The organism is Exiguobacterium sp. EF_C8, assembly GCF_054956715.1.
The window spans coordinates 1394443-1412149 of sequence record NZ_CM143264.1; the positions used below are offsets into that span (position 1 = coordinate 1394443).

The following is a 17707-nucleotide window of genomic DNA, read 5'->3' on the forward strand; positions in this document are numbered from 1 at the left end:
TGAAAAAAAGAGCGGTCTTTAGCGGATGCTCGAAAGGAGTAAGGAAGGATGATTGGAATCAGCATCGCCACCACATGGGAGTTCGACGCGACGATTGCATATTTTCATGTCTCGCCTGAGGAAAGAATCACTTATCCGTATGGTGAATACTTCACGCGCGAGATGAATGGGGAAACGCTCTTGTTTTATAGCACGGGCGTTCGAAAAGTAAATGGCATCGGAGCGAATCAATATATGATCCTCCGTTTCTCATTGACGAAGGTCATCGTTGCCGGAACGTGTGCCGGGATTGACCCGAGGTACGACGTACTTGACATCATCGTTCCAGATCGTGCCGTTCAATATGATTGTACGGTCAAAGAGATTGAACCACTCATTAAACCATCGTTCGTCATCAATCTCGACGTCTCAAAATATGGCAACGACTTTCATCTCGGAACGATCGGAACGGCTGATCGCGCTGTCGTCATGTGGCGAGACTATATCGAACTGCGAGATAACGGTCTGAGGATTGCCGATACGGAGGCGGGGGCTGTCGCGTACATCTGTCAGAAAAATGCCGTTGAATGTATCATCATCAAAGGCATTTCCGATTTTCCGACCGAAGAGAAGAACGAGGGTGCTGTCGAAGCAAACGTCGAACAGATACGGATCTATATCGAGAACACACCAAAAGTCATGCGACGGATTTTTGACGACTACCTGGTCCGGTTTCTAACATAATTCTTAATTCTAGAACTTCTTTTACATTTTTTTCAAATCAATAGCGGCAATATCGATGAAAGTGAGCTGATGTTAGAATCGAACCAAATGTGTTCTAGACATATGTTTCATTTTCAGAGAGACGATGGAACGTTTGTCTGCCTGTCAGAATGTTGAATAATCGATGAACTGGACGTGAGCCCCAAACAACTGTGCTTCGACCATCTCTAGGCGAATCGTTTCGTGATTCGTTAAATCTCTAATGTCACGATACGCTTTGTATCAGCATCGACAATGATGTAGCTCTTACAATATTTAATGGTGATATGTAGTGGGTAATCCATTTAATGAATCTAGCACATCCTACCGCATACTTTGTTGGAATAATAAAGCACCTAGGAACACGATATACATGTTCCTAGGTGCATCGTCAAGCTTCGTTGATCGGTTGAACGAATGAGCGATTGGCTGTGATGTACGTATTATAAGCCGTTTTTAAGCGTGGTGTTCCTTTTGTTGACAGCACGATCTTTTCAATTGGAAGAATCGCATCCGGTGTATTTTTCGTCGGCAGTTCATTTTTAAAGTCACGATCGGTGTACTGTTTACATGTCTTCAAAATCCGGACTGCTTCCGGCGGCGCAGTCAGATAGGTTTCGTCATCGATCACAGGCGGAAGATGGACGTATTTTTTGTTTGACGTGACGTAAGCCCCATCAGCGGTGACGAGTCGTGGTGTGCCAGCGATTGTCAGCTGTAAATCACTAATCGTCAGCAATTGACCGACTTCGAGAGGGGTTTGCTTTCGCTCGAATTCGAGGTCATCATACAAGAAGGCTTTCTTAAGTACAATGACTTGCGTCGGTGCTTCGACATGATACTTCGTCTCGTCGATTTTCTTTAAGGGTGATTTGGATTCCTTGGGACGAAATTCGACTTTAAGTTGCTGATAATGCAAACGCATTCCATCGACACCACTCGGTAACGTCATTCGAACGACGAACGGATGATAGTCGTCATAGATGATCATCAATTGAAACGGATAGGCAGAGTGTTCGAGCGTATCCGTCGGAATGAACAATTCGTTTCCTTCGATACGGAACGCGACATCAGTTTCCATTGTTTCATCGTTAGGCGCAATCAAAAGGACTCGAGTGATCGAAGTCGCCTCGTCCTTCAACACGTTCACGACTTCATAGAAGACGTCATCGATGAGTCGTGTTCCGACGTAAGTAGCAAAGAAGGGGACAACGACAGGTCCGAGATGGCTCAACGAAGCAGGCATCCGGTAATAGATACGGTGCTCCGATGTATAACGCCGTGCTTTCAGCTTTTGAACGAGCAGCGTGATGAAGGTGATGAAGCGTTCGTAATCTTCTTGCTGAAGCAAGGCATACTGTTTTTGGAAGATTTCATCGAAAATGAAATCTGTCGGGTCTGCACCATGGCGTTCAAAGATAGCGATCATCTCGCGGAATAAGTCAAAAAAGGTCTGCTGTTGTGGGTGCTCTAGGAAACGCTTGTTGTTGAACAGTCGGGAGAGGAAATCCATCTCGATCAACCGACTTAAGGCATGTGTTTTAGCGACTGCTGGAATATCAAGTTCAAGCGTTTTCTCGAGCACCTGTAAATTAAAGGTCGTCTTCTCGAAAATACTTGTTTGTTTGACAAGCGAATCATTCATCGCGAATCGGTTGACGTGATAGACCGGTGCAGGATTCATCGAAGCCGTTTGACATTTTGAGATGGCTTCAAAGAAGAAAAGTTTATCTTCACCAAACTTCATCGGGCTGAACCGGATGTTATGCTCAATCAAGACGGAGCGCTTCAGTATTTTTCCTGGAGGTCCAACCGCGCGGAATACTTTATCGATTTCATACGGAACAAGCTGATTCGCTGTCGTAAACGATGCAAAGCGACCAACCTTTTGAATCGACGTGTCGGTATGTTTGATCGTTTGACCGAATGCGATATCGGCATCATGCGAAGCGGCTTGTGCGACGAGTCGAGGGAATCCGACTGGGTCGAGACGATCATCAGCATCTAAGAACGTGACGTACGTACCTGTCGCTTCTTCAATTCCGACGTTTCGCGGTTGTGCAGGACTGCCCGTATTTTCAGGAAGTTCGATGATGCGAATGAAATCCATCGTTTGTGCAGCCGTGTGGAGAATCGATAACGATTCATCCGTCGAACCGTCATCAACGAAAATCGCTTCGATTGTTGAGTGATCGAGCATGAGTTCTTGGATCGATGCGATACAAGTTGATAAATAAGCGGCTTTATTGTATACAGGAATGATGATTGATAAGTTTTTTTCCAACAGTAGTTCCCACCTTAAACAAAATATTAAAAAAATACCATCTGAACTGTACCATAAAACTGATAGATGCATGAAAAAGAATTGCGAGAAAATACAAAAAAGGTCGATGGCTCCATCAAAAATGAGGGTCATCGACCTTTTACATAGTAGGTGAACCAATAAAAAATCAACCTTATAGGATTAGAATTACTTGATTCCAATGTTCTCAAGGTATTTTTTTTCAGAGGCATCGATTTTACGGCTGATTTGTTTCGAATACGTCTTCCGCGCGTAAGTAGACCCTTTTTTCTGATAAATGGCTTTTTGTCCTTCAGATGATTGGTCGTAATAGATTTCGATTAAATCTTGATCCTCATAGACGATGACTCCCGTTTCATCAGTGTTTCGCTTTAGTTGCTGGTTGATCTGTTGCTGCTTCAAGTACTGGTTTTCAGATTTGAAGACTTGATTGATGGCTGCATCGTATTTCTTTTTTGCTTCCTCACTAGTCGTATTTCCGTCTTGATCGTAATCGCTACACCCTGCTAGACAGACGATCGAAAATAGCAGTAAAAATAAAAGTTTACTTTTCAAATGCGAACACCTCCGAAGTACACGTTCTGTATTACCGATAGTGTACATCAAGGCAACACTTCATATGTAGCTTACTTAAGAAAAAGGGAAGTGTTTCATGTTGGTCGCACTATAGTTCGATGGCATCGATGACGCCTTCAGGATACTCCCAGACATTGCCTTCAATGAGCCATTGATGATGGCAGTTCGGACAAGCGACTTCCGAAGAAATGTCATACTGGATTTCGAGACCTAAGCGCCGGTCTTCGTACGCTACACTATGTAAATCTTCAATGAGAATCTCATCCTTGAATTTCTCGCGACAACGTGGACATTTGAATTTCGAATAATGACTGATGACCGTATCCATTCGATTCAACTCCTAAATAAAGAATAAGTACCGTATACAGTGCAATGATAACGCTTACATAAAAGTGTTTTAAATTAAAATTGTAATCAAAATGGAATATATCATATGAATAAATAAAAATTCCCATAAATGGTTATGGCTTTTATAATGAAGAAGAGAAATTGATTTTTCAAGAAAACAACAAATGACAAGAAATGATAAATTTCATCGACTTATTACTTAAAAGGGATCGTGTGACAACATGCAACTCATTAAACAAATCGACGGTCAGAATCATTTTTGGTTATTCGAGAAGGATGGACGGACACTTCACACGTTTCACGGCATTATGGGAGAGCGGTTAGAAGAACCAATGAGCGAGCAGAAGTTCTCGCGATTTTTCAATCTGGATGCCTACATTCTGGAGCTCGTAGCGGAGAAAGAAAAAGACGGTTACTCCGTCGTTCAAGAAGCAGATTACTATGAGATTGTCGTCGAAATCTTTTGTCAAGATACAGAATATGAAGTCATCTTTGAGCATCGTTCGAATATCGAAGACGACCTTCATACATTTCTTTTTCAAATCGGCAACGGTTATTTTGTTGAGGATGATTATGGTCCGGAAGCCATCGAATTCGTCCTTCATGTCCTCGAACCATCTCAGATCGTCCAACCCGTCATTGAATATTTTAAGAAACAGTATGGATTGACACGGCTTCGGATGGGGCAGGCAAAAGTTCATTATGGCAGACGCTTGACCGGGCTCTATCCTGAAGGGAAAAACTTTAACCGAAAAAATTGAGCAATGACGACACAGATAGGAGGAACAGTATGAACGAGCTGACGATCGATGAATACTTTTTTCAGTCGAAGAGTATCCAACGTATGCTTCAGACATCCGAAATCAATGTGCTTGGTCACTTGCAAACTATCTACGAAATCATGTGTTGTGACCATACAATAGGTAGCTTTACGAGTGAATTGACGGAGGAGGTATTGTATGACACGCTAGTTCGCTACAATCATTTTCCTTTATATATCACGACTAATTTTGATGAGATTAGAGAAGATGAGATGCACCTCTTAGAACGTTTAAAATCGCGACCATTCGTATGCCACGAACATCCGCGGTACGAAGGCGATCATTGGCGCACCAGTTTTTACTGTTGTATCGAAGTGTTGAATGCGAACGATCTGCGTTTCGTCTTAGAAGAGTCCTTTTTTCGAGCTGCCTATAGTGAAACGTTCCTCATCACGTTCGCTCGCCCCACGTTTGAGTTGAAAACATCTGGAAAATGGATCTTTAAAGAAGCGAAATACACGCATGTGATTGATGCACGTGATAGATTACCGTTCATCCTTCCGTCACATGATGCGCTCGGTTTCATGTGGTTTTCGAATGGAGATGCCTTTCAAAACGTCGATCAGCTACAAGCGATTTTACCAACGGATTATCAGATTGATCATGTACTAAATACCTTCGAATAATTCAATTGAAGACAAAAGGAGTCATACAGAATGACATATCAGAATGGATTACCTGGTGTTACAGAAGAGAGACTACAAGAGGTAGAGACAGCACTCGGTTGCGAGCTTCCGAAAGAATTACGAAACATATACAAGCGCGAAAACAAATTTAGCGTCGGTGACTGGGAGTTTCATCCGATCAAGGACGAGCAGCATATCAAACGGACATGGGATGACCTTGTTCGTGTCAATTTGACAGAGGCAGATGAGTATCCAGAAGGGTTCTTGCGGATTGCGGCGGACGGAACGGGTGACGAACTCGGGTATCAATTTCCGGACACAAAGACGATCGTCTGGTGGGATCATGAGGAACAAGAGCTGTTTCCGGTAGCACCAACGTTGATGGCGTTCATTGAAAAGGAACAACAAATGGAGCAGAGTGCGGAACAAGCAGAAGACTTCTTACAGACAGTTCTTGAAACGGACGCTGTCTATGGTCTATCGAAGTTTGAACAGTCGGGCTGGGCGTATTGTCCGTCGAATCAAGAGGAAACGGACGTGCTGTTATTCTTTTCGACGGAAGCAGGGGCGAAAGCGTTGCGGATGAAGGAATGGGCGGACTATCATCTAATTCGCTTGGATCTGGATTTATTCATGGATGGCTGGTTACCGAACATGATTGACGATGGACTATATTGTGGCTTGAACTGGGGACCAGAGCTTGTCGGGATCGAACTTGATCCGGAAGATGTACTAGCAGATTTAGAAGGTTAATAGGATTTGGGCGTTTTGAAACAAGTCGATAGAATGTCAGATGTGTGGCGTATCTATCGCTATGGATAAAAGAAGATTAACTTAATGGATTAAGGATGATGAAAAAATGATTGTCACACTTAGTAAGCAAGTGGATGGCATCACCTATTTCTGGTTCATGTATCGCGATGGTCGAACGATTCAGATGTATCACGGTGTCACCGAGCAATGGAAGCTCGATCAAGATGTCAGCGATTCAATCGAAGAACGATACACGTTTCGGCGTCAAGCAAAACGAAGACTGAATGAATTGATTGCAGAGAAACAGGCGGAGGGATACAGACAAGATGATATCTACGGGATGCAACCTGGACGAAAGGAACGCGAGAAGTTTCGACGACGGACATCGTGGTTCGCCTATCTACTTATAGGACTAGGTCTATTTCAGTTAGTAACACCTTTCTCTGTCTTACCAACTGTAGTATTTGGAATGGGTATACTCTTGATGTTTTTAGGTTTTCTCAGTAAAGGTTACCTCCCTACATGGCTTCGAAGTGTCTGCTTCATTAGTTACTTTTTCATGCACGTGATTCATCAGCAGGAATCGTACATCCCGTATCTTTTCCCGATTCTTTCGATAAGCACGGGAGTATTATTATGGTCTCATCTTCGAAAAACAAGACAAAATATGAAAGTGGAATAATAGCACTCTTTAAAAGGAGATGAAACATGTCGCTTCTAAATAAGTTACTACAAGATCCTGTCGTTTCTGAGATACCACGTTTACATAATGCTCTTCTTGCGAAAGAACGCGGCTTGCGCAAAGAGTGGTTAGTACATATCGACGAATTCATTGAAGAAGCGAATGCGTGGGATTTCGAAAGACAACGGACGTTTGTGAGTTGGTTGCTGTTAACGTGTGAAGGAGAGTCAGACGTTTCGGTCCTTTTGATTCATCCGATACAAAAACGCCTTCTAAAACCTATCTTGAATCAGTGGATGAAAGAGTTGCCGGATGACGTTCGACCGTATCGCTGGTATGGTCTCTTTTTTGATGAAGATGACCGTTTCATCTACTTACAAGAGGCAATTACGCGTGGGGGAAGGCGGGAGCAGTTAGCGATCGAGAGAATGATTGACCATCATTTATACGGGTTATGGTATTCCTTCCATCATCTCGATGAAGATTTGTATTTAGGAGAAATAGAAGAGGATGCAGCATTTTTAACTGAGGCTCGGTTGCTAATCGAGCAACTCGATGATGTAGTTTTCAAATCGGAATGTATCATCGAATGGCAGAAGTTGAATCAAACCTTAACGTACTGGGTTCGTTTCCGAGAAGAACACACCACCGGATTCATGGAGTGGCGCATGCAACAAGAATTAAAGGATTAAATTTGATTAATCTAATGGCATTAACAGGTTAGAAATGCCCCCTCTCCGTTATATTTAAGAAAGAGGTATACACCATGAAAAAATTAGGCACGTTTACAAGTCGGGAAGGAAATCTGATCGTCTCGGATCCGGCTTTCCTTGAGCCGGATATAGAGTACAACGTGACGATACCGGTTGATCAAGGTTCGATTTGGACGGTCTTCTATAACGAAGATGAGTTCGAATCGATCAATTTGCTTTACCTGACGAGGAATGAAGAAGCGGAAGTGGCTCCATCGGCTTTCGAGCCGTTATCCGATCTAGTCGTTGTTGATTCAGCGCAGCTCGTTGTCATGAACACAGCTGATTACGGGAGACGGGAAGCCATCGACTGGGAAATTCGAAATACCTTGGAGTTCGACGAAGAAATCGACCCGTTCTATATCGCAATTTCAGACGAAATGATGGAAGACGAGATCTTCCTGTTTCCGTTCGGTGTCGCCGTTCAGTTGATGGGGGACGGACACTATGAAGTCCTCGTCCGCCGAGAAGACGGGAACGTGACAGGCATCGCGATCGTCCTCGGAGAACATGAAGCTTTTGAAGAACACGATGACGAGGAAGAATTATCGCTGGAAGACGTCGACGTACCACGACTGAATCATCAGAACACTGCTTTACCTGACGATGCCTTTCTTACGAGTATCCTTCAGGCGATGCGATTATTTTATGTGAACGATCAAAAATCCTTGAAGTACAGTATTCCGATTGAAGGTCAGAAGGTGGAGCACAAACTGTATTTGTATGATTATTCATCCTCCATTCAAAACTATCAAGTGGCAGTGGAAAGTCCCTGTCCAGAAGCTCGTATCCAAGCATTCGAGACCGATCATTTTGCGATACCGGAGTGGTATAAAGATATTTTGAGGGTCTGTAACGGTGTGAGTTTTGCCGAAGAGTTGAACTTATACGGTATTCCGTTGACGAGCTGGAACGGGTTATCGCATGAGATCCAAGGCAATCTCTCCGTCAGTCTCGAGGAATACGCGTTAACCGAGTTCGATGCGATTCGCGACAAGTATTTCTTTTTTGGATCGTCGTTTAGACAGGATGAATATTATGCGGTATTGAAAGAGCGTCCAGACGAAGCCGTCTATTGCTTCGACTACAGAACGTTGAAACTCAAACGCCAGGCGACGACTTTCCAAAAGATCGTTCGTGATGCATGGCGCGCGTGTAATCTGAAAGCACTCCATAAAAGAATGTGAGGATGATCTCATGAGAACAATCTATTTGCGTGAAGACTTACTCGCACTCGACGATCCTTTTGAATATGAGGTGGGGTTACCGATCCGAATCAGAGAACTCCCGTCTTCCGTCATCAAAGAGGAGATACCGGATAGCCGTGAACAATTGGATCGTCTTCTGAAAGATGGCTATACCTTGGTCATCCAGAAACCCCGAATTCCGAACGCTCCCGTATTTGCGGGGTTACCCGTGATAGCGGAGAATACGATCATGAAATTGTATATCTATGAGGCGAATTGTTGTGAGGATGCGTTATGGGATGTTTTGTCTGAGAATGAATACGATCGGCACTGGGCTTATTTTTTATTGAAGAAAATCGAAGGTGTCAGATTCGAATTGGCTTATACGCAACCATCACAACAATTACTCAGACTCACTCATCTTGGTACGAATCAACTCGTGTATCTACAGTTTGAAACGTATCAAAGCGTATCGTGTCAGTGGGATTGAAAAAGGAGATTTTTCATGAAAACGTATATCGAAGAGCATAGCGATGCGACACGTATCTTCACTTGGATTGCGGATGCGAGCTCATCAATTCGTGGTCTATGTGTGGTCGGTGAGATGCTCCTGTTTCCAGAAGAAATCGTCCAGTTCAAACAAATAAGTAGTGAAATGTTCCGTAACGAGCTAAGGCAAAAGCATGAGCTGAGCACGTATCGCTTTTATTTAGTGGTGTGTGCCGGAAATGGGTTCCAGTCAAAAAGAATCTTTGATTATTACAAACTGTGGCGTTTGCTCGAACGAGAAGAGATGCTTGATGGCTTCACATCCCGAATAGAAGTACCAGTCCAAGTTGGAGAAGAACCGTATTACGTTGGTATCGCTGAATTTGGTCTCGAACAGCTTTCGAGAGCCATTGAAATGATTAGTGACTCTCCATCTAGGTATACCATTATTTGTGCGAATCATGATCGACCGTCACAGTGTCAGGATTTACTTGATCAGGTGCTTGACTTCGGCTTAACAGAGAGTGGAGGTTTGCCAGTCGTCGAGATGGTCACGACATTGACCGCACAAGGTTATGCCGTCTGCACGTGGGGAAGTTCGAGTGAAGAACAGGAACTTCAGTGTTTTCATATGGCAGCCTTCTTATAACAAGGTAGAAAGAGGGAATTCGATGAGTCTGCGTGGCGTATCGTTTGAAATCCCGAATGAACAGGGACGCATCTTGCTCGACATATTAAGTGCGATTGAAATGAAAGCGTATGATTGGTTTCTTCGTAATTTTGATTTTCCGATTCAAACGATGGACGGGGAATGGTATGACAGTTTAGAAGAGTTTTCGGTCGATCAGAACGTGACAGGACGTGAACTAGCGAAATGGCTAAGGGGACCTAGCAATTACCTAATCTTTGCTGAATTGTTTGCATTTCAAAGTGGTCAGACTGAAGCAGTCGGAATGACGTATGAATGGTTTCAGGAAAGCAATTGTCACATCGCGATGTTGATTTATGACTGCACGTACGTTGATATCTATTGCAAGGAGCAGCACGTATCCGAAGCGTTTTATGAGAACGCTGTGAAACGTGGATATTCCGGAATTAAGTGGGTGACCGATGACAATGATCCTCGCACTCGTTTGTCGGTATGGTCAGAATAGGACGTTATTCGTACTAGCAGATGTAAACGTATTGTGATGGAAGGGAGCAAAACCACTCATGATCCAACTGACAAAACAAAGCGGCTCGGATGCACTCTACCAAACAATCTATACGGAGGGACGCCTCATCATTCAACATCAAGGAATCGTTGGAGAGTGGGTGAGAGCGGAAGACATAGGACAGATGCGTGTCTCGCGCTTCAAACGATTAGGTGTACAGATTTTGCAGCTGATCGAGAAGTTTGAACGTCAAGGCTATCGCGAGCTGAACGAGGCAGATTACCGGGAACTAATCGTCCAGTTTCCTTATGACGAGGGTCAGGCAGAAGCAACACTCGAGCATCGCCATATGCTGGAAGAGATAATCGATGAAGGTCTGCTTCATACAGGAAACGGCTACTGTAAAGGGGGAGATATAGGAAGTGGCACGACGAATATCTTTTACTATGTCCTTGATGTCGAGGCAGCCGTTTCTCTGATTTTTGAAGGGATAAAGGAACATGATGTGCAAGGCGAACTGATCATCGCGATATCAGAAGGAGAAGCGTACACCGTTCTATACCCTGAAGGAGCGCCGTTCGATTTAATTGATGAAGGTAAACCATGGAGCTGGATTCCGATGACGCAAGCGGAGGATGAGAAGGTATGGCACGTCATTGATCAACAATTTCAGTTCACACCCAGTACGAGAGTCTTCCCCTCATACCATGCCCCAAGTCCGTTCATTACATACAAAGTGGATTACGAGAAACGCGAAGAGATTGAGCAAACGTTAAAGCGTATTCTGACCGAGCTGACTGTTGAAGGGGAACGTGTCATGGCACTCGATTGGAATCATCAAGGATACTGGATCGACCCAAGACGTCCGTTTCTTCGAAATGAAGAAGGAGACTGGACGATTCCTGCCATTCCAGATGGCGATTACTCCTTTTTCATCGCTCGTGATTTTCGCTGGGGTTACCTCGGTCACCCGTGGGAGGGTAGCATCACGTTGTTTGGAGAAGATCTAATTACTGCGTTCCAAGGGACGGACATTTTTATGAACGAAATCCGGAGAGGATAAAAGGAGGACCGGAAGTGAGAACACCATACGACGAGTATCAAGTAACCGCATTATGGCAGATCATCTCGGAGACAATCAATGAATTAGTCGACAATGATGATCTCGAAGAACGGACGACGCATGAACATATCGTGGGTTATCTCTGTAGCAAACTAGAAGGTCGGATGAAAGATGAAAAATAAGAATAGGATGCTAGTCGAACGGGACGACTGGGTCGATGTGTTCCGGGAACTGCTACCACGTGACGATTGGAAAGACCTCGTCCGTCTTCAAGTAAGTCAGAATTCGTATCCGTTTGAATTGAAGTTACTAGAACGACCACTCAAGCAGAATCCAAATATTCATGATTTATCGGATTGGACGGTTCGTTCCCACTTCATCATGACCGATGCCGCGAAGCTTGACCGACTTCTCGAACATCTTGTCATCGAACAGCAAGAAATGGCGACTGAAGCAGAGGTGACACTCATCGTCCAAAAACAAGGACAAGGAATCGTCCGGGTCACAAACGATTGTGTCTCGATGTATGGAGTCGCATATGAGGAGCTCGATGATGCTGGAACAGAATATGAGAACTTTTTTGATGCGATTTTACCACACGCCACGTTTCCGGTCGAGGTCGTCTTTTGTGGTCGGGATGTTTTAGATAATGATGGTTCAATTCACGTGTTGACGTTGCATGATTCCAATTGGCAAGCGGTATTTGAAGAACATTTATTGCATTTACTGAATCGAAAAGAAGTGACGACAGGATTATTTTCGAAATATGCACGTCCCGCGCGTCAAACGCTTGAGGACTTCATGTCTGAATTCTCGTTATTGATGGCGTATAACTTCATCGTTACTCGCGATGCGATGGATCGATTTGGCATGCTCGATCACTTTTGTACGAATGGAAAGATTGCGCATTTTGGAAAGATAGACAATGGAAAGACGTCTTTCAATTAATGATGTAAACATCACACAGAAGGAGGAAGCATAATGAGCTTAGCATCATATATTTGTATGGAGAGACAAATTCCTGAACAGTATCTCAATTTAGATGAAAAAGGTGAAACCGTTCCTTTATATATCGGCCCCTGTTTTGCGGATCAAGACTGTCTGTATGAAGTAAAAACGAAGCATTTTCATAAATGGTATGTATATGAAATTTCGAGTCACTGGGGCATCGAGATCGTTGAACCTTTTGATTCCGAAATTGCACTGGAATCGAAAGAAAAGCTGCGTTATTTGTTTACGCTCATGAGTGACTTCTTAGACGAGGGCGAATCGTTTGAATTGTATACCTGTTGGATTGGGGAAGAGTCCGATCCGCAAGTGAAAAGTATGACGTTATCATTGGCACTTGATCAGTTAGAAGACATTGAGATTCCTGAAAGAACGCATATTTTAATCACGAAACAGAGTGAAAACTAAGAAGCCGCTGATTCATAGCGGCTTTGGTTTAAAAGGTTCACTTTGAAGTTTGAAATGACAAAAGTAAGACGGTGGTTAATTAAAAAAAGAGAGTAGTGCCAGTAATCGAATAGAAGCACTGTTTCCAGAAGATGAAATCGAGCGGTAATAAAGTGATTGAGGGAGGAGTGGAATCGTGTTATATGTCTATTTTGAGAAGCATATGAATCACGCACAAGTGTTTAAGGATAGATACTTGTACGTTGATCGACCAGAACGTATCGACTTCATCTATTCAATGGGTTGTCTACCGGATATGGAAACTAAAAGAGACTATCAAGGCGATTCAAATCGAGTCTTAAAACAATTTTTGACGCGTCTCAATCGCTACCCGATTTTCGTCACGTTCGGTGGAGGTTTTACGGACGAGGAGGTCGAGCCGTTTTTTCAAAAGCACGATCTATCGTATACAAAGGTTCGACCAAATAAGAACTTATACTATAGCGTTCAGGTGCATGATGCGAGCGAACTTGAGCTATTGCTAGATGAGACCTATTGGTATGGGGCTGTGAACGAAAACTTCTTTATATCGTTTACGAATCTCTTGACGTTTGAGCTGAGAATGGTCAAAGGATGGTTTTTCAAAAAAGAACGTACCGTTCCCGTCATTCGTGTGACGAAAGAGATGTCGTTCATCACGATGGAGCATGATTTCATGGGCTATTATCTGTTTTCGAATGAAGCCTGTTTTAATACCGAGGACAAGGTGAAAGCCATCTTTCCTGACGATGGTACCATTGAATTCTATTGATGAAACAAGCAGTTGAATTATGTAGATGGATCTAGCAGAATACGTGGAGGAATTTTTATGTTATATATCTATCTCGATGAACATACGAATCATGCAAAAGTGGTCAAAGACCACTATCTCGATATTGATCCACCAGGTGCTGTTAAGTCGATTTATTCGATGGGATGTATTCCGAATGACGAGAAACGTGACTATCAAAATGACTCCAATGAAGTACTGAAGCATTTTTTGACGCGTCTGAATCGCTTTCCACTATTCGTTACGTTCGGCGGTGGTTTTACCAATGAAGAGGTGGAACCATTTTTTCAGAAGGAAAACCTATGCTATACAAAGGTTCAACCAGATAAGAGCAGTCCTTATTATAGCGTTCAGGTAAACTATATAAGCGAACTTGAGCGTCTACTGGACGAAACGTATTGGTATGCAGCTGTGAATGATTTTTACTTCCTATCCTTTACGAATCTCCTGACGTTTGAACGGAAAATGGTCAAAGGATGGTTTTTCAAAAAAGAACGTATCGTTCCTGTCATTCGTGCGACAAAAGAGATGTCATTCATCACGATGGAGCATGATTTCATGGGCTATTACCTGTTTTCGAATGAAGCTTGTTTTGATACTGAAGACAAGGTAAAAGCGTTTCTTCCGAAAGGAGACGGCATCGACTACTATGATTGACATCCGGTCGGATGATAAAAGGGAGGACATCATGTTTGGAATTAGTACAAGTTTAAAAGAAATGCCAGAAAATGAAAAAGAGATTCTCTGGTATCCGAGTAACGTCCAACGCTTTTTGAAAGAAGACTTCGCAAGGATATCTAATCGTTGCGATCTCTTAATTAATCTCGATTCTTACGGCGATAAGTTGTTCTAAGCAAGAGAAGTGAACGAGTTAATCGGAATTTGCGAGCTGCTTATTCAACGATATTGTATACCAAAGGAAGCGTGGATAATGAATCAAGCGAATCATAATGCGAATGAGCCGTGGATGATACATCAGTCAGATAAACGAATCATGGAACTACATCAATTTTTAGAATTGTTGAAGCGGATGTGCATCGCGTCTGTCAATCAGAATACGTTGGTTTGTTTTTGGGGCGATTGATTGAACGATTGAGGAGTCGCGCTAATAAAGTAAAAATGAGGGATTAAGAAGTGATTAAAAAACTGAAAATATTAGGAATTATACTAGGTACATGTCTTGCGTTATACGTAGCGTGGTATGTCTATCGTTTCATATTTGTCGAAGATATCAGTATGGTTCCAAAAGAAGAGTATATCTCGAAAAGTATTTCGCCCGATCAGGCGTATACGATTCGTTTTTACCGCGCAAATGGTGGGGCGACAGTAGATTTTGCTATGCTTGGCATCATGGAGAACAAGGACGGAGAAAAGCGTAGAATGTACTGGGAATATCCTTGTCGCGAAATAAAAGAAGTGAAGTGGACGAAGGATACAGTGACAATCAATGGCACAAAAATTAAGGTATGGAGTCAAGTGTATGACTTCAGAGAAGGGATATATGAGGCAGAATAGGGCTCCCGTCTCTTTGACGTGAACTATTCATGCAAAACGCGCTCCTGAACGCGTTTGATGAAGAATGATTTTTACTCTTTTGTTCTTTATCCATATTTTCATTTCTTTTGTACTCAATCTATCGTATATAGATCACTACATATATTCATGGAACGTATTTTTCCTGGTAAGGAGCCAAATCATGAACTACCTCTCTGCAGGATATTTTCTCCTTCTGCCAACCTCCCGAAAAGAGTACTTGGATAGGACGGTTGTTCCAGAATCCATTCTATCTGTAAGTGAATGTATCTGTACTCACTATCCTGATACGAGTATCTTATGGGGAGATTCGGAAGAAAAGAAGCGCTATATAGAGCAACCCGGTCTTTCTCTTAACACATTTCAGTTTCTCAAACAATGGAACGTTAAATGCCGTTACCGTGACGATATTTGCATCCGTTCAACACGTTCTCGGATCGTCCCTTTGGTAACCTAGAACTTAATAAGAAGCTCACGATTAAAATGAGATTTATACCGAAGTAATTGCTTGTCTTCATTTATATACCTTGTCAACAACGATTAAGATTCAAGCATCACGCGATCCAATTGATGCAAATACAGTTTGGTAGTAAGAAAAATAACAAATGAAAAGCCGAACAGTAAATAAAGTGGTGATTGATATGTTAAGACACTCAATGTTGCTAGTAGAAGAAATGAAAACAATAAAATGTATCCATAGCGTACTAGACTAAAAAGGGCTAGCTTAAGGGCATCCCTTTTTTTCAAGTCGTAATGCGAGAGAATCGGAAATAAGAAAACGGAAATAGCCAAGAAGAACAGACTGACGATTGAAAGACTTGTAAATAAGAAGGTCTGTCCTGTCTCTAAGTGACGAATGATTAAAAAATCAAAAAGTAAAAACAGTAAGATGAAGGTCCACAAAATGCCGAATTTAAAATGGGATTGCATCGCTTCTTTAAAAAAACGAATGTAGGCTCGAAAAACACTGTAATCTTGATGAACTGACCACTGTCTTGTGACGGCAGTTAGTGCATAAAGAGCTGGGAAAATCGTGATGACTGGTAAAAGGGTGATAAAAAAAATGAAGTTCAACTGTACGAGTCCAGTAGTGAATTCAAGTAGCTGGAATAGTTTGTTTTGTTCATGTCTTAAGTTCATAAGTACCTCCCCCGAAGTTCTGCTCAAAAATTAACTAGATTTAGATTCGAGACGATTGAATGGTGCTGTTGAGTTACGAATAATTAATTCCGGTTCATAAATGTGAGATGGAGGGGCTTCTTTTTTCTCCACCGCTGCAATAATCCGTTCTGCTGCAGCGCGTCCAAGTTCTTGTTTCGGGTGAATGATCGAAGTCAATTTCACTTCCGTTGCCACTGCAAGTACGGAATCATCATAACCCACGAGAGAGACATCTCGAGGAACAGATAGATGTAGCTTCCGTAACTGATCCAAGACACTTAATGCCAATTGGTCATTGTAACAAACCACAGCACTTGGTCGATGCTTTCCATTTTCAAAGAGACGTCCAATCGAATCATAAAAACTTGGAATTAACTCTTCCGTTGTATAGGTAATGATTAATTCTGGCTCTAAGGGAATGTTGTACTCACGAAACGCACGAAGGAATCCACGCATTCGATAAACACCCTGTAAATCATCTGTCTTAAACAAGCCTATGATTCGTTCATGACCAAGGTTGATTAGATGTTCCGCTGCTAAAAATCCACCTCTTTCGTCATCCATCATAAGATGAGGAGGCATTAGTTGAGAGTAATATTGGTTGATCATCAAATAGGGAATGTTTTGCTGCTCAAGTTCTAGATAGTATTTGATGTTCGGATTATAGTTACTACTTTTGGTGGGTTCAACAATTAATCCATCAATTTGACGATCTAACATCATTTCGAGGCATTGACGTTCTTTGTCTACATCATTGTTTGTGCACGAAAGTGTCAGCGTGTACCCTTTTGAAGCTAAATGCGATTCAATTCCTCGAATGATAGATGGAAAGATGTAATCAGACATATACGTTGTAATGACACCGATGTTTTTTCCATTATTAGCACGTTCAGTTATCTCAGCTTCTAGTGTAGGAAGTACTTGGGAGCAGTAAGTTCCTGATCCTTGTTCGCGGTACAGGTATCCTTCATTTACAAGTTCTCCAACTGCTTGACGAATCGTGTGGCGACTAACTTTAAAGGATTGTACAAGCTCACTTTCAGGAGGAATTTTTTCGCCCGGACGTACTGTGCCATCTTTAATCCAATCGAGAATATGATCTTTAACGATACTATATTTTGTCCGTTGTGCCATGAGGTGTCCCTGCTTTCTTTCTTGTAACAGCAAACTTATCCGTACAAGATGTGATAGTACTTACATATTAGCAAATATTTGTCCGGTTTGCTATGGATTTAAGAGAAAAATCAATAGATATACTAATTAAATGTACGTACAAAAAAGAAATAAATGACAAA

Annotated in this window: 24 protein-coding genes; 19 read left to right on the forward strand and 5 right to left on the reverse strand. The window is 42.4% G+C overall.

The annotated features are described in order from the left end of the window. Positions 1 to 48 precede the first annotated feature (48 nt). Positions 49 to 723: a 5'-methylthioadenosine/S-adenosylhomocysteine nucleosidase family protein gene (locus ACY2IG_RS07330; protein ID WP_462618621.1), complete on the forward strand. Its 675-nt coding sequence runs from the start codon at positions 49 to 51 to the stop codon at positions 721 to 723. Between the two features lie 409 nt (positions 724 to 1132). Here ACY2IG_RS07330 and ACY2IG_RS07335 read toward each other — a convergent pair whose 3' ends face one another. The 3 genes from ACY2IG_RS07335 to ACY2IG_RS07345 all read right to left on the reverse strand — a co-directional run bounded on the left by ACY2IG_RS07335 (position 1133) and on the right by ACY2IG_RS07345 (position 3947). Next, a complete protein-coding gene (locus ACY2IG_RS07335) occupies positions 1133 to 3025 on the reverse strand; it encodes a DUF5776 domain-containing protein (RefSeq protein WP_462618622.1) in 1893 nt (630 codons plus the stop codon). A gap of 186 nt (positions 3026 to 3211) precedes the next feature. Continuing rightward, positions 3212 to 3598, reverse strand: coding sequence for a hypothetical protein (locus ACY2IG_RS07340; RefSeq protein WP_462618623.1), 387 nt, complete (start codon positions 3596 to 3598; stop codon positions 3212 to 3214). Between the two features lie 109 nt (positions 3599 to 3707). Then, complete coding sequence (locus tag ACY2IG_RS07345) at positions 3708 to 3947, reverse strand: hypothetical protein (RefSeq protein ID WP_462618624.1); 240 nt, start codon at positions 3945 to 3947, stop codon at positions 3708 to 3710. Positions 3948 to 4188: 241 nt separating this feature from the next. Between ACY2IG_RS07345 and ACY2IG_RS07350 the strand changes: the two genes are divergently transcribed. The 18 genes from ACY2IG_RS07350 (at position 4189) to ACY2IG_RS07435 (ending at position 15233) form a co-directional block, all read left to right on the forward strand. After that, a complete protein-coding gene (locus ACY2IG_RS07350) occupies positions 4189 to 4728 on the forward strand; it encodes a hypothetical protein (RefSeq protein ID WP_462618625.1) in 540 nt (179 codons plus the stop codon). A 29-nt stretch (positions 4729 to 4757) separates the two neighbouring features. Beyond that, positions 4758 to 5414 (forward strand): hypothetical protein, encoded by a 657-nt coding sequence (locus ACY2IG_RS07355; RefSeq protein WP_426273107.1) that lies wholly within the window; start codon positions 4758 to 4760, stop codon positions 5412 to 5414. 30 nt (positions 5415 to 5444) lie between these two features. Continuing rightward, entirely contained in the window at positions 5445 to 6167 is a 723-nt protein-coding gene (locus ACY2IG_RS07360; RefSeq protein ID WP_462618626.1) for a DUF2750 domain-containing protein, read from the forward strand. 106 nt (positions 6168 to 6273) lie between these two features. Then, positions 6274 to 6849 (forward strand): hypothetical protein, encoded by a 576-nt coding sequence (locus tag ACY2IG_RS07365; protein ID WP_312086279.1) that lies wholly within the window; start codon positions 6274 to 6276, stop codon positions 6847 to 6849. A gap of 26 nt (positions 6850 to 6875) precedes the next feature. Continuing rightward, positions 6876 to 7541: a hypothetical protein gene (locus ACY2IG_RS07370; protein ID WP_462618627.1), complete on the forward strand. Its 666-nt coding sequence runs from the start codon at positions 6876 to 6878 to the stop codon at positions 7539 to 7541. Positions 7542 to 7615: 74 nt separating this feature from the next. Then, positions 7616 to 8788 carry an SMI1/KNR4 family protein gene (locus tag ACY2IG_RS07375; protein ID WP_462618628.1) on the forward strand — a complete coding sequence of 391 codons (1173 nt, stop codon included), beginning with the start codon at positions 7616 to 7618 and terminating at the stop codon, positions 8786 to 8788. 10 nt (positions 8789 to 8798) lie between these two features. Next, a complete protein-coding gene (locus ACY2IG_RS07380) occupies positions 8799 to 9278 on the forward strand; it encodes a hypothetical protein (protein ID WP_308101390.1) in 480 nt (159 codons plus the stop codon). Positions 9279 to 9293: 15 nt separating this feature from the next. Then, positions 9294 to 9926, forward strand: coding sequence for a hypothetical protein (locus tag ACY2IG_RS07385; protein ID WP_462618629.1), 633 nt, complete (start codon positions 9294 to 9296; stop codon positions 9924 to 9926). Between the two features lie 22 nt (positions 9927 to 9948). Next, positions 9949 to 10431, forward strand: a complete 483-nt coding sequence (locus ACY2IG_RS07390; protein WP_462618630.1) for a DUF2691 family protein — start codon at positions 9949 to 9951, stop codon at positions 10429 to 10431. Between the two features lie 58 nt (positions 10432 to 10489). After that, positions 10490 to 11494 (forward strand): DUF2716 domain-containing protein, encoded by a 1005-nt coding sequence (locus ACY2IG_RS07395; protein ID WP_462618631.1) that lies wholly within the window; start codon positions 10490 to 10492, stop codon positions 11492 to 11494. Positions 11495 to 11508: 14 nt separating this feature from the next. After that, positions 11509 to 11676: a hypothetical protein gene (locus ACY2IG_RS07400; RefSeq protein ID WP_375091615.1), complete on the forward strand. Its 168-nt coding sequence runs from the start codon at positions 11509 to 11511 to the stop codon at positions 11674 to 11676. A gap of 7 nt (positions 11677 to 11683) precedes the next feature. Continuing rightward, positions 11684 to 12442 (forward strand): hypothetical protein, encoded by a 759-nt coding sequence (locus tag ACY2IG_RS07405; RefSeq protein WP_462618632.1) that lies wholly within the window; start codon positions 11684 to 11686, stop codon positions 12440 to 12442. Between the two features lie 33 nt (positions 12443 to 12475). After that, complete coding sequence (locus ACY2IG_RS07410) at positions 12476 to 12910, forward strand: hypothetical protein (protein ID WP_035408320.1); 435 nt, start codon at positions 12476 to 12478, stop codon at positions 12908 to 12910. Positions 12911 to 13085: 175 nt separating this feature from the next. Beyond that, complete coding sequence (locus ACY2IG_RS07415) at positions 13086 to 13700, forward strand: hypothetical protein (RefSeq protein ID WP_308101396.1); 615 nt, start codon at positions 13086 to 13088, stop codon at positions 13698 to 13700. A gap of 57 nt (positions 13701 to 13757) precedes the next feature. Next, entirely contained in the window at positions 13758 to 14375 is a 618-nt protein-coding gene (locus ACY2IG_RS07420) for a hypothetical protein (RefSeq protein ID WP_214769650.1), read from the forward strand. Between the two features lie 31 nt (positions 14376 to 14406). Continuing rightward, positions 14407 to 14571, forward strand: a complete 165-nt coding sequence (locus ACY2IG_RS07425; protein ID WP_462618633.1) for a hypothetical protein — start codon at positions 14407 to 14409, stop codon at positions 14569 to 14571. A 78-nt stretch (positions 14572 to 14649) separates the two neighbouring features. Continuing rightward, positions 14650 to 14802: a hypothetical protein gene (locus tag ACY2IG_RS07430; RefSeq protein ID WP_214860523.1), complete on the forward strand. Its 153-nt coding sequence runs from the start codon at positions 14650 to 14652 to the stop codon at positions 14800 to 14802. Between the two features lie 50 nt (positions 14803 to 14852). After that, positions 14853 to 15233, forward strand: a complete 381-nt coding sequence (locus tag ACY2IG_RS07435) for a DUF5412 family protein (protein WP_035408315.1) — start codon at positions 14853 to 14855, stop codon at positions 15231 to 15233. A gap of 558 nt (positions 15234 to 15791) precedes the next feature. Here the strand turns inward: ACY2IG_RS07435 and ACY2IG_RS07440 are convergent. Both ACY2IG_RS07440 and ACY2IG_RS07445 read right to left on the reverse strand, forming a co-directional pair. Further along, complete coding sequence (locus tag ACY2IG_RS07440) at positions 15792 to 16391, reverse strand: DUF624 domain-containing protein (protein ID WP_035408312.1); 600 nt, start codon at positions 16389 to 16391, stop codon at positions 15792 to 15794. A gap of 30 nt (positions 16392 to 16421) precedes the next feature. Next, positions 16422 to 17546 carry a GntR family transcriptional regulator gene (locus ACY2IG_RS07445; protein WP_047395681.1) on the reverse strand — a complete coding sequence of 375 codons (1125 nt, stop codon included), beginning with the start codon at positions 17544 to 17546 and terminating at the stop codon, positions 16422 to 16424. Between the last annotated feature and the right edge of the window lie 161 nt (positions 17547 to 17707).

Coding starts and splice junctions, on each gene's coding strand:
- ACY2IG_RS07330 (WP_462618621.1), top strand. CDS start 49: ATGATTGGAATCAGCATCGCCACCACATGGGAGTTCGACGCGACGATT.
- ACY2IG_RS07345 (WP_462618624.1), bottom strand. CDS start 3,947: ATGGATACGGTCATCAGTCATTATTCGAAATTCAAATGTCCACGTTGT.
- ACY2IG_RS07350 (WP_462618625.1), top strand. CDS start 4,189: ATGCAACTCATTAAACAAATCGACGGTCAGAATCATTTTTGGTTATTC.
- ACY2IG_RS07355 (WP_426273107.1), top strand. CDS start 4,758: ATGAACGAGCTGACGATCGATGAATACTTTTTTCAGTCGAAGAGTATC.
- ACY2IG_RS07360 (WP_462618626.1), top strand. CDS start 5,445: ATGACATATCAGAATGGATTACCTGGTGTTACAGAAGAGAGACTACAA.
- ACY2IG_RS07365 (WP_312086279.1), top strand. CDS start 6,274: ATGATTGTCACACTTAGTAAGCAAGTGGATGGCATCACCTATTTCTGG.
- ACY2IG_RS07370 (WP_462618627.1), top strand. CDS start 6,876: ATGTCGCTTCTAAATAAGTTACTACAAGATCCTGTCGTTTCTGAGATA.
- ACY2IG_RS07375 (WP_462618628.1), top strand. CDS start 7,616: ATGAAAAAATTAGGCACGTTTACAAGTCGGGAAGGAAATCTGATCGTC.
- ACY2IG_RS07380 (WP_308101390.1), top strand. CDS start 8,799: ATGAGAACAATCTATTTGCGTGAAGACTTACTCGCACTCGACGATCCT.
- ACY2IG_RS07385 (WP_462618629.1), top strand. CDS start 9,294: ATGAAAACGTATATCGAAGAGCATAGCGATGCGACACGTATCTTCACT.
- ACY2IG_RS07390 (WP_462618630.1), top strand. CDS start 9,949: ATGAGTCTGCGTGGCGTATCGTTTGAAATCCCGAATGAACAGGGACGC.
- ACY2IG_RS07395 (WP_462618631.1), top strand. CDS start 10,490: ATGATCCAACTGACAAAACAAAGCGGCTCGGATGCACTCTACCAAACA.
- ACY2IG_RS07405 (WP_462618632.1), top strand. CDS start 11,684: ATGCTAGTCGAACGGGACGACTGGGTCGATGTGTTCCGGGAACTGCTA.
- ACY2IG_RS07410 (WP_035408320.1), top strand. CDS start 12,476: ATGAGCTTAGCATCATATATTTGTATGGAGAGACAAATTCCTGAACAG.
- ACY2IG_RS07420 (WP_214769650.1), top strand. CDS start 13,758: ATGTTATATATCTATCTCGATGAACATACGAATCATGCAAAAGTGGTC.
- ACY2IG_RS07425 (WP_462618633.1), top strand. CDS start 14,407: ATGTTTGGAATTAGTACAAGTTTAAAAGAAATGCCAGAAAATGAAAAA.
- ACY2IG_RS07430 (WP_214860523.1), top strand. CDS start 14,650: ATGAATCAAGCGAATCATAATGCGAATGAGCCGTGGATGATACATCAG.
- ACY2IG_RS07440 (WP_035408312.1), bottom strand. CDS start 16,391: ATGAACTTAAGACATGAACAAAACAAACTATTCCAGCTACTTGAATTC.
- ACY2IG_RS07445 (WP_047395681.1), bottom strand. CDS start 17,546: ATGGCACAACGGACAAAATATAGTATCGTTAAAGATCATATTCTCGAT.